At 67.6% G+C, this 10,388-nt stretch carries 15 protein-coding genes; 2 read left to right on the forward strand and 13 right to left on the reverse strand.

Annotated features, from left to right (window positions below; all coding sequences use genetic code 11):
• The 4 genes from WBV89_RS09040 to WBV89_RS09055 form a co-directional block, all read right to left on the reverse strand.
• On the reverse strand, positions 1 to 694 hold a 694-nt coding region (locus WBV89_RS09040), incomplete at its 3' end, for a glycosyltransferase (protein WP_423981009.1).
• A gap of 38 nt (positions 695 to 732) precedes the next feature.
• Positions 733 to 975, reverse strand: coding sequence for a MoaD/ThiS family protein (locus WBV89_RS09045; RefSeq protein WP_423981010.1), 243 nt, complete (start codon positions 973 to 975; stop codon positions 733 to 735).
• 22 nt (positions 976 to 997) lie between these two features.
• On the reverse strand, positions 998 to 1,411 hold the full coding sequence (locus WBV89_RS09050; RefSeq protein WP_423981011.1) for a MaoC family dehydratase: 414 nt from the start codon (positions 1,409 to 1,411) through the stop codon (positions 998 to 1,000).
• Positions 1,408 to 1,866, reverse strand: coding sequence for a hypothetical protein (locus WBV89_RS09055; protein ID WP_423981012.1), 459 nt, complete (start codon positions 1,864 to 1,866; stop codon positions 1,408 to 1,410). The genes WBV89_RS09050 and WBV89_RS09055 overlap by 4 nt, the downstream gene beginning before the upstream one ends.
• Before the next feature lie 95 nt (positions 1,867 to 1,961).
• Between WBV89_RS09055 and WBV89_RS09060 the strand changes: the two genes are divergently transcribed.
• Entirely contained in the window at positions 1,962 to 2,201 is a 240-nt protein-coding gene (locus tag WBV89_RS09060; RefSeq protein WP_423981013.1) for a hypothetical protein, read from the forward strand.
• Complete coding sequence (locus WBV89_RS09065) at positions 2,201 to 2,905, forward strand: peptidylprolyl isomerase (protein ID WP_423981014.1); 705 nt, start codon at positions 2,201 to 2,203, stop codon at positions 2,903 to 2,905. Before WBV89_RS09060 ends, WBV89_RS09065 begins: the two co-directional genes overlap by 1 nt.
• Positions 2,906 to 2,944: 39 nt before the next feature.
• Here WBV89_RS09065 and WBV89_RS09070 read toward each other — a convergent pair whose 3' ends face one another.
• The 9 genes from WBV89_RS09070 to mbhE all read right to left on the reverse strand — a co-directional run.
• Entirely contained in the window at positions 2,945 to 3,751 is an 807-nt protein-coding gene (locus WBV89_RS09070) for a tyrosine-protein phosphatase (protein WP_423981015.1), read from the reverse strand.
• Between the two features lie 83 nt (positions 3,752 to 3,834).
• Positions 3,835 to 5,169, reverse strand: coding sequence for a chloride channel protein (locus tag WBV89_RS09075; protein WP_423981016.1), 1,335 nt, complete (start codon positions 5,167 to 5,169; stop codon positions 3,835 to 3,837).
• Positions 5,170 to 5,325: 156 nt separating this feature from the next.
• Positions 5,326 to 5,664 carry a cation:proton antiporter gene (locus WBV89_RS09080; protein WP_423981017.1) on the reverse strand — a complete coding sequence of 113 codons (339 nt, stop codon included), beginning with the start codon at positions 5,662 to 5,664 and terminating at the stop codon, positions 5,326 to 5,328.
• 5 nt (positions 5,665 to 5,669) lie between these two features.
• Positions 5,670 to 5,924, reverse strand: a complete 255-nt coding sequence (locus tag WBV89_RS09085; protein WP_423981018.1) for a monovalent cation/H+ antiporter complex subunit F — start codon at positions 5,922 to 5,924, stop codon at positions 5,670 to 5,672.
• Positions 5,921 to 6,439 carry a Na+/H+ antiporter subunit E gene (locus WBV89_RS09090; protein WP_423981019.1) on the reverse strand — a complete coding sequence of 173 codons (519 nt, stop codon included), beginning with the start codon at positions 6,437 to 6,439 and terminating at the stop codon, positions 5,921 to 5,923. Before WBV89_RS09090 ends, WBV89_RS09085 begins: the two co-directional genes overlap by 4 nt.
• A complete protein-coding gene (locus tag WBV89_RS09095) occupies positions 6,436 to 7,956 on the reverse strand; it encodes a proton-conducting transporter membrane subunit (protein WP_423981020.1) in 1,521 nt (506 codons plus the stop codon). The genes WBV89_RS09090 and WBV89_RS09095 overlap by 4 nt, the downstream gene beginning before the upstream one ends.
• Positions 7,956 to 8,333, reverse strand: coding sequence for a sodium:proton antiporter (locus tag WBV89_RS09100; protein ID WP_423981021.1), 378 nt, complete (start codon positions 8,331 to 8,333; stop codon positions 7,956 to 7,958). The genes WBV89_RS09095 and WBV89_RS09100 overlap by 1 nt, the downstream gene beginning before the upstream one ends.
• Positions 8,330 to 8,791: an MnhB domain-containing protein gene (locus WBV89_RS09105; RefSeq protein WP_423981022.1), complete on the reverse strand. Its 462-nt coding sequence runs from the start codon at positions 8,789 to 8,791 to the stop codon at positions 8,330 to 8,332. The genes WBV89_RS09100 and WBV89_RS09105 overlap by 4 nt, the downstream gene beginning before the upstream one ends.
• Positions 8,788 to 10,388, reverse strand: a 1,601-nt coding sequence (gene mbhE / locus WBV89_RS09110; RefSeq protein ID WP_423981023.1) for a hydrogen gas-evolving membrane-bound hydrogenase subunit E, incomplete at its 5' end; no start/stop codon positions are given. The genes mbhE and WBV89_RS09105, both read right to left, overlap by 4 nt.

Here is a 10,388-nt window from a genome sequence, read left to right on the forward strand (position 1 = left end):
GCTGGATCCGGCCGACGAACACGATCAGCGGATCGTCGCCGGGTCGCTCGATCGCACGACGGGCTCCGGCCCGATCACCGGGAGCGAAGAACGCGTGCTCGACCCCGGGGGCGACGATTTCGATCCGTCCGCGCGGATTGCCGTAGAGCCGGCGGAACTGTTCCTCTTCCTCGACGCAGCTGACGCAGATCGCATCGGAGCACTGGATGATCTCGGCCTCGGCGCGATCGCGCCATGCCGGTTCGGGATCGCCACCCTCGGCCTTCACGCGCGCCAACGTGTGGAACGTCGAGACGAACGGGACGTTCAACGCGTGCTTGAGGTGGTGTCCCACGACGCCGCTCAGCCAATAGTTGCCGTGGATCACATCGGGCGGGCCGTTTGCCCGGAACCACTCCATCACGCCACGACAGAACTGGTCCGAGATGTCGGGGAGCGCTTCCTTCGGGAGGTAGTGGGGACCCGCCTCGATGTGCACGACCCGGTGATTCGGTTCGACGAACACCTCGGGTGCGAGGCCCTCACGGTCGGCACGGGTGAACGTGACGCACTCGACCCCGGTCTGGGAGAGCGACGACACCAACTCGCGGACGTAGACGTTCATCCCGCCGCTGTCGCCCGCACCGGGTTGGAGGAGCGGGGACGTGTGCAGCGAGATGATCGCGACCCGTTGAACGCGTCGATCCATCTTCATCGGGTCACCCGCTCACACATCCGGGGTCGTGTCGGCACTCATGCGAACCCACCGGACACGGGCGGGAGCACCGCGAGTTCGTCGTCGGGTCCGATGGCAGCACCCGGATCGAGTTCGTCACCGTTGACCCACACCCGACACGTTGCCAACACTTCGGAGAAGTGGGCGCCGTAGCGTTCCTCGGCGGAACGCAGGACCTCGGCCACGGTGTCACCGTCGATCACGTCGCTGCCCGTCCCCGCGGCTTCGCGGGCCGACGCAAAGAGACGCACGCGTGCCACGTCGACCAATCTACGAGCGTGATCAGGCGATCTGACCGTCGAGCGCGACGACGGCCGTGCCGACCATCACAGCCTCGTCGCCACGATCGAGACGGATGTCGCAGGTCGCGCGACGCTCGCCGTCCACGTGGTCGATTCCGCTGACGGTGCCCCGAGCGACGAGCGCGTCACCCTCGAACACCGGTTGGGTGAAGCGAACGGTCAGGCGCCGGATACTCGACGCTCCCTGCCATGCCATCAGCATGTTCGCGGCGTACGACAGGTTGAGCGGGCCCTGGTTGATGACGCGATCGAAACCCAGCGGTCGGATCGCCTCGTGGTCCCAGTGGACCTCGTACGGGTCACGCAGGATCGCCGCCATCGTCTTCATCCGCTGCGGATCGACGAACTCCATCGTCCACGGCGGAATCTCGGTTCCGACCTCGACGTCGCTCATCGCCGGATCCTCCAGTGGTTCGTGATCCGGGCGGTGAGGACGCCGTCGGGATCGGTCAGATCGATCGAGTACACGAATCGATCGGCGATCCGCCCCGTCTCGGCCGACACCGTGCGCTCGACCTCGGTGACCTCACCCTCGACCCGGTACTCGACGTTCTCGCGCATCGGCGTGAAGTACTCCCAGTCATATCCATCGAGTCCGACCGAACCCGCACCCTGGGCGCCACTGATCTCGAACAGTTCGGCGATCGACGTGCCGGCACCCTGGATCGGGACGTGGAACAGCGCGATCGGATGGACCAGTGCGTCGGGGAGCTGATCGGTTCCGGTGCAGTCGGTCAGCAGCCAGTTCTCCCAATGCTCGATCGTGCGGGTCCCTCCCGGGAATCGCCGCCCGACCAGGGCGTGGAGTTCGTCCTCCGACATCGCGACACCTGTGGACCGATCACTCATCGAGGCCGACGCTAGGTCGTCCTGCGGGTTCCGAACGAGGCGTGATCGAGCGTCGGCTTCACCGTCGCCGACGCGACCGATATCGTGACCCCACTGTGGGAACTGCGAAACGAGAACGACAGAAGGCGAACAAGGCACGGCGGGAGAGCGAGGTCGCTCGACAGCAGGCCAAATCGCGCACGATCAAGATCGTCGCGCTCGTCGTGGTGGCGATCGTGGCGGTGTTCGTCCTCGTGGTCGTCGCCGGTCAATTCGTCGACGACGGCGACGACACCACCGGCATGCCCGTGACGTCGGAACAGACCGTCGCAGCTCCCGCCATCCGCATCTCTTGATGCGCTTCGCGCGCACGTTCACCGCCGGCTTCGCCGCGCTCGCCGTCGTCACTGCGGGATGTTCGGGCAGCGGCGACGCCACCCCGTCCGATGACACGGTCGAGAACTCGGCTGCCGTCGCGGACGGCGGCTCGGCAGCCACGGCCGACGCCTGTCCCCCCGCCGACGGGACCGACACGGTCACCCAGGAGTTCGCGGGCGAACCGCCGTTCTGTCTCGACCCCGACGTGCAGTACTCCGCGGTCGTCACCACCTCGTCGGGTGACATCACGATCGACCTCGACCAGACGGCCGCACCGCTGACCGTCAACAACTTCGTCTTCCTGGCGCGGAACAACTACTTCGACGACACGATCTGCCACCGGGTCGTCCAGGACTTCGTGGTGCAGTGTGGAGATCCGACCGGCACCGGAAGCGGCGGTCCCGGGTACCGGTTCGCCGACGAACTCCCCGAGCCGGGCTCCTACGAGGTCGGATCGATCGCGATGGCGAACATCTCGCAGCCCGACACGAACGGCAGCCAGTTCTTCATCGTCACCGGCGAGCACGGAGTCGCGCTCCCGCCCGCGTACAGCCTCTTCGGTCAGGTGCCGGCCGACGACCTCGACGTCGTGGAATCGATGAACGCGCTGAGCCCGACCGACGGCAGTCAGACGCCGACCGAGGAGATCCGCATCCTCGACGTCGAGATCATCGAGAGCTGAGTCGCTCGCCGTTCGAACGTCGTCTCGGACGACGATGGATCAGACGGTGACGGCGTCGGCCATCTCGGCGATGACCGCAGGCCCGACCCCGATGGTCGAGAGGTATCCGCGCACCGAGCCGTGATCGCGGGTCATCGTGTCCAGGATGTTGCGCATCGCCTGCGGCTTGGAGGAGAGCATGAACGCCGGGGTCTCGCCCATTCGATCGGCCATCTCCGGATGGTTCGCGAGCACCCAGGTGCGCATCCGGACCATCGCCGCTTCGGTGAGCGCGTAATCCGCCACGATCGCTTCGTGGTCGACCCCGAGTGCGCCGAGGATCAACGCCGCGAGCACCCCGGTGCGATCCTTGCCCGCCGCGCAGTGGAACACCGCCGGCGCCGCTCCGGGAACGGCCAGGACCTGGAACGCGTTGGCGAAACGGTCGGCACCCTGCGCGAGCATGTCACCGTAGGCCCACGTCAAGAACTCGACGGCCCCGTCCTCGGTGTCCTCGACCGCCGGGATCTCGTCCCTCTGCCACGTGGCGTCGAGGATCGGCAGGTGGTGGAATGCCACCGGGTACCGCTCGAGCGGGAACCGGCCGTGGTCGTCGAACTCACGTGCCGAGCGGAGGTCGACGACCGTGCGGATGCCGAGCGCGTCGATCACGTCGAGATCTGCATCGGTCAGTCGATACAGACCGTCGGCGCGGAACAGTCGGCCCCATCCGATCGTGCGTCCGTCATCGGTGGCGTAGCCACCGAGATCGCGGAAATTGTGCACGGCGTCGAAAGGGATCAGCCGCTGTGGATCGTCGACGATCTCGCATGCGACGCGGTCCGGGTTCATCGTGCTGGCAACCATGAGTCGAACGTACCCAGGGGATCGGGCCGAACGATGGACACATCACATCGGTCACACCGAGCGTCGGTCACACCGACGGTCGGTCACACGGTGGTGTCGACCGATGTGGGCGTCGGGGCCGGGGCCGGTTTGAGCCACGCCGACGCGACGTACGACACGACGACCGCCACGACGACGACCGGTATCAGCTGCAACCCATCGGCCTGGAGGAACAACACGACCAGCAGGACCGACACCAGCGGAAGGCCGAGCATCGCCACCGTCATCGCGCCGATCCCCATCGCGGCCCCGGCGATCATGGGCAACCCGGGCAGATGCGACAGCGCGATTCCTCCGGCGGCACCGATGAACATGCCCGGGAAGACCGGACCGCCACGGAAGCTCGACAGCGCCGCGCCGTACGCCAGGGACTTGCAGACGACGACGAGCAACAGCGCGCCGACGGTCCAGCTCGATGCCTCGGTGATCATCGGCCCGAGCTGATCCTGACCGGAGAACAGGACGTCGGCCGATGTCCGATCGGTGGCCGTCACGAAGACCAGGGTGATCACGCCGATGAAGGCTCCGACCACCGGCATCAACAGCACCATGCGGCGCTCGACGATCGGTTGGAGGAACAACGCGAATCGTGTGATTCCGGCGCCGACCACCGCTGCCAGCAGACCGATCGCGATCGCCCAGAGGAACTGAGCGATCGTCGGGGAGCTCGCCGGCGGAATGTCGGAGATCGCCAGCGAGAACGTCCCGACGCCGGTCCAGTTGTCCAGACCGACATAGATCAGCGATCCGACACCGGCCGCGAGCAGGCCGGGTACGAGGACGACGCCCATCATCGCGCCCCCGAGCCCGGCTGCCTCCATCAGCAGGAATGCACCTGCGAGGGGAGAACCGAGCAGCGTCGCGATCGCCGCGAAACTTCCGGCACCGCCGATCACCATCAGCGCCGCTGCGGGTGCATCGCGCTTGAGCAGATGGACGGCGAGCACCCCGAGACCACTCCCGATCGCGATCAGCGGTGCCTCCGGTCCGAGGACCACACCGAGGCTCAGCGTCGCGAACGACGCGAGGGCGATCCCCGGCAGCTCGATCGGGAGGACCGGTCCACCCGTCTTGAAGCCTTCCGCTGGCTTGTGACCCGCTTCACCCGGGAGCTTCTGGATCGCGAGTGCGACCAACAAGCCGCTCAATGCGAGTGGGAGGATCGGCCACCAGCCGGGTTGCGAGTCGAACCCGAGGTCGTCCGGCAACGTCGTGAACACGTACTGCTGCACTTCGGCGACGGCCCACAGGAAGCCGTAGGCGACCGCCGCAACCGGAACGCCGATGAGCGCCCCGAAGACGAGGAGCACGAGGTAACTCGGACTCCGCAACATCGCGACGGGATCGGGATCGCCGATCGCCGGTGCACGATCGGTCATCGCCGCGCTCTCCCGGTCGCGCGCGCGTGCGCTTGCGCGCGATGATCGTGGTCACCTTGATCTCCGACGGTCATGGGTTCTCCTCGTGGCAGGTCCGTGATGCGATTGTGACGACCGGCCGACGAGAAGTCATCACCCAGACCGGACGAACGGGGATCACCGTTGCGCACCCCCACCCGGATGTGCGTCACGCTCGCTCAGTTCGTCGACGGGTGGGTCGTAGGCGCGCTCGGTGTGATGCAGCGCGCGGAACAGGAGATGCACCGCGAGCGGAAGCGTCAGGATCAGCGCCGCGCCGGCGACAGCGAGCTTGGCAGCGGCGCCCCAACCGAGTTCGATCGACGCCCCGACCGCGGCGATGAGAAATGCGACCGGGCTCGCCTTGCCGGCGGCGTGGATGCGTGCGTACGGCGTGCGCAGCTTGAAGAGCCCGACCCCGGCGAGCACGATGGTCACCACTCCCCCGAGCAGGAATACCGCCGCCAGCGGATTCATCGCGATCATTCGTGCCGCTCCATGAACCGCGACACGGCGACGGTCGCCGTGAACCCGATGATCGCGATGACCACGAGCAGGTTGAGCCAGGCCGTCGTCCCACGGTCCGCCGCGTCGATCACGATGGCCGTCATCAACGCCACCAGCAACAGGTCGAGCGCGATCACCCGATCGGCGAGCGTCGGCCCGACGACGAGTCGGTACACCGCCGTCGCGGCTGCGACCATGAGGCCGAGGTACGCGATCACGACCACCGTCACGACCGCACCTCGCTCTCATCGAGCGGCAACGCGCGGCTCGCGAGATCGAACAACCGCAGCGTGTGCGCCTCGACGTCCGCTCGTCGGTCCGCGTGGAGGACGTGCAGGTAGATCTTCGATCCATCGGCCTCGGCCGCGACGACCGCCGTGCCGGGCGTGACGGTGATCGCCACGTACATGAGCAGCAGATGGGATCTGCGGCCGGGCGGAACGGGAATGGCGATGATCGCTTCGTCGGTGAAGTCGGTCGGGGTGAGCACCTCGCGGACGACGACCGTCGTCGAGACGACGAGGTCGATGGCGACCAGCCAGACGAGCCGCAGCAGCGGACCGAGTCGCACCCCACCGTGACGAGGCGGGTTCCCGAGCGTCGTGGCGACCGCTGCAACCAGCAGTCCGGAGAGCACGTTCGCAGCGCTCAGCGATCCCCACAGCGCGCACCAGGCGACCGTCAACAAGGCGATCGACACCGCTCGCCGGAACGTCCACCATCGTCGCAGGTTCGCCACACTCATCGCTCGCCCCCGTCGAGCACCGAATGGATGTACGTCTCTCCGTCGAGCAGTTCGGCGGCCGCACGCTCGCTCATCGTCCACAGTGGTCCGGCGAACAACGCGATGACGAGCGTGATCGTCATCGTCGCCATCGCTGCCGCCGACATCGTCGCCCAGCCGCTCCTCGGCACGCTCTCGACGCCCGCGGCCACCGTGCCCACTGCGGAGCCCGGATCGTCCGCGGGGTCGTTCCCCCAGAACACACCGATCCAGATCTTCACCATCGACAGCAGGGTCAGCGCGCTCACCACGAGGGCGACCACGACGATCGCGACCGAGGTCGCGTCGATGCCCGCGTCGATCAGGGCGAGTTTGGCGACGAACCCGGAGAACGGCGGCAGGCCGGCCAGGCTGAGTGCGGGCAACGCGAACATCAGCGCCAGCCACGGACGGCGGGTGAGCATTCCTCCGACTCGTCCGAGCGCCGACGTCCCCCGGTCGGCCTCGACCATCGCCCCGACGAGGAACAGCACGGTCTTCACCGGGATCTGATGGACGATGAAGATGACCGCACCGGCGACGCCGGCGACCGTGAACAGGCCGAGCCCCATCATCATGTAGCCGATCTGGCTGACGATGTGGAACGAGAGGATCCGCTTCATGTCGTCCTGCGCGAGCGCTCCCGCGACACCGACGATCATGGTGAGACCGGCGATCACGAGGATCACACCGCCGAGGTCGTCCATCCCGGTCAGGGTGTGGAATCGGACCATCGCGTACATCCCGATCTTCGTCAGCAGACCGGCGAACACCGCTGTGATCGTCGTCGGCGCGGTCGGGTAGCTGTCGGGAAGCCAGGAGAACAGCGGGAACATCGCCGCCTTCGTCCCGAACACGACGAGGAACCACAGTCCGATGCCCCACCGCACGCCGTTGCCGAGCTCGGGGATCCGCTCCGCGAGCAGAGCCAGGTTGACGGTTCCGGTCGAGGCGTAGACGAACGCCACGCCGAACAGGAACAGCGTCGACGCGAACAGGTTGATGACGACGTAGGTCATTCCCGATCGGACCTGGCCGGCGCGTCCCTGGTGGGTGAGCAGGACATAGCTCGCGACGAGCATCAGCTCGAACGCGACGAACAGCGTGAACAGATCGCCGGAGAGGATCGAGAGCGCCACGCCGGCGGTCAGCACGAGCAGCATCGGACCGACCACCTTGGGGTCGGCACCCGACGATGTGCCGCGCTGGCCGATCGCGAAGATCTCGACGAGCAGAATCGTGACCATCGCCACCGCGAGCACGAGGACCGCGAACGTGTCGGCCACGAGCACGATCCCGAGTTCGGGGGCCCAGCCCCCGAGACGAACCACGACCGCACCGTTCGCCTCGACGTAGAAGAGCAGGACGACCGCGAAGACGCTGCAGGTCGCATGGGTACCCAGCGCCACCAGGTCGCGCAGGGCGTCGTACTGGCGTACGCCCAGGGCGATCATCGACGCCATCAGCGGGAGGATCACGGCGAGCGCGGTGATCGCCATCACGAGTCGACCTCGTCATCGGTCGATTCGGCGCGCCGCGCAACGCGACGATCCTCGAGATCGTCCTCGACCACGTCGTCGCCGCTCAGCCACTGCTGACGCCGGGCGAGCGCGAGCAGAAACAGCGTCAACCCGAACGAGATGACGATCGCCGTCAGCGACAGCGCCTGCGGCAGAGGATTCGAGGTCTCGCCGACGTCGTTGCGGTCGGCGAGCGGTGCCCGGCCTGCCGGCCCGCCGGCGGTGAGCAACGCGAGAACCGCAGCGTGACCGAGCACAGCGAACCCGAGCACGATCCGGCTGAGCACCCGCGAAGTGGCGAGGTACGTCCCGATCGCTGTCAGGCAACCGACCACGAGGATCAACGTCGCACTCACGACTCGCCACCCCCGTCGACGGCGCTGGTGACCGACCCGTCGGTGCCGCGCAGCTCGTCGGCTCCGAGGCCCTCCAGGACGGCCGTGACCAGGCCGAGCACGATCACCGTCACGCCGAGGTCGAAGAACAACGCGCTGCCGACCTTGACCTTGCCGAGCACCGGGAACGTGTGCTGCCAGATGTACTGATCGAGCGCCACGTCACCGGCAACGATTGGCGCGATCGCGACGAGTCCGATGATCGCTCCGCCGATCGCCATCAGGCGGAGCGGATGCCGCGGAATCGAGAGTCCGACGACGCTGCGGAGCGCGCAGATCGATCCGAACACCAGGCCCGCAGCGAAGCCACCACCCGCCTGGTTGTGCCCCGCGAAGAACAACATCACGCCGACCACCGCGGCCAGCGGACTCGCCAGACGGATGCCGTCGCGAACGACGAGGGAACGCTCCGCGATCACGAGTCGGGCTCCGTCTCCGACGCGTCGCGTCCTCCGTCACGGATCCGCGACAGCGTCAAGATGCCGACCGCGACAGCGACGAGGACCACGACCTCGCCGAACGTGTCGAGCCCGCGCACGTCGGTGAGGATGACGTTGACGATGTTGTTCCCGCCACCGATCTCGAGCGCCCGCTCGGTCAGTTCGTCCAGCGGAGGAACGCCCGATGGATCGGCGGCGCTCGCGGCCAGACCGATCGACACCGCGGCTCCGATCCCGGCCGACACGACGATGCGCACGGTCCTCCACACCTGACCGACAGGCGGGAACTCACGGCTGAGGTGTCCGAGCCCGATCACGAACCCCACGACGACCACGGTCTCGACGAGGAGTTGGGTGAGCGCGAGGTCCGGGGCACCGTGCACCGCGAAGATTCCGGCCATCCCGAACCCGACCGACCCGAGCCCGAGCGCGGCGCCCAACCGTCCGTGGATCCGCACGGTGCCGATCGCGCCGAGCACGATGAGGATCCCGAGTCCCAACTGCAGCGGATTGTCCCACGTCTCGAGCGCGTCGAGGTCCACGGCGGACATGAACGGGACCGCCGCGAGAATCGCGACCGCGGCGCCGGTCACCATGTACACCGGCAACGAGCCGTGCTGGACGAGCGCCGCGACCCGACGGGCGATGATCAGGACGGCGTCGATCGTCGCATCGGCGGCGTCGGCTCCGATCGTTCGGGCGACCCTCGTGGTCCGTCGCGCGAGACCGACTCCGATCGGGATGCCCACGACCGTGATCCCGAGGGACAGCGCCAGCGCCGTCGTCAGGCCGGGCCAGCGGTGTAGCGAGTACACGACGGTGTCGGGATCGAGCCAGGCGGTGGCGTTGCTGACCAGCTCGGAGACGGCGTCGAGAGCGATGAATCCGACGATGCTGGCGAGGCCGAGCACGGACGTGGCGACGGTGATGAAGATGCGTCGCGGCGCCACGGCGGTGACGCTGTCGCCGGGTCCGAACGTCGTGACCAGGAACCGAGTCGTGTACGCAACGGTCAGGACCGAGCCCCCGACGATCCCACAGAGCAGTACTCCGCGCTCCCATCCGCTCGCGCCGAGTGCCGCCTCGATCGCTGCCTCCTTGGCGGGGAACCCGAGCAACGGCGGAACGCCCGCCATCGACAACCCCGAGACGAGCGCGACGGCGAACGCGATCGGCATCGATCGCCACAGTCCGCCGAGTTCACGCACGTCGCGAGTCCCGGTGCGGACGTCGATCTCACCGACGACCATGAACAGCGCCGCCTTGAACACGGCGTGCGCGACGAGGATCGACAGCGCCGCGAAGGTCGCCTTCGCCGAGCCGTACGAGAGCAACGCGATCATCAGCCCCAGTTGCGAGATGGTCCCCCAGGCGAGGATCAACTTGGCGTCGACCTGACGGAGCGCCCCGATCGCACCCCAGAGCATCGACGTGAGACCGAACGCGATGCCGAGCGGAGTCCACGCCGAGGTCTCACCCAGCGCCGGAGCGAAGATCGCGACGGCGATGACACCCGCCTTGACCATCGTCGCCGAGTGCAGATAGGCGCTCACCGGCGTGGGAGCCGACATCGCGC

The organism is Ilumatobacter sp., assembly GCF_049588435.1.
GTDB lineage: Bacteria > Actinomycetota > Acidimicrobiia > Acidimicrobiales > Ilumatobacteraceae > Ilumatobacter_A.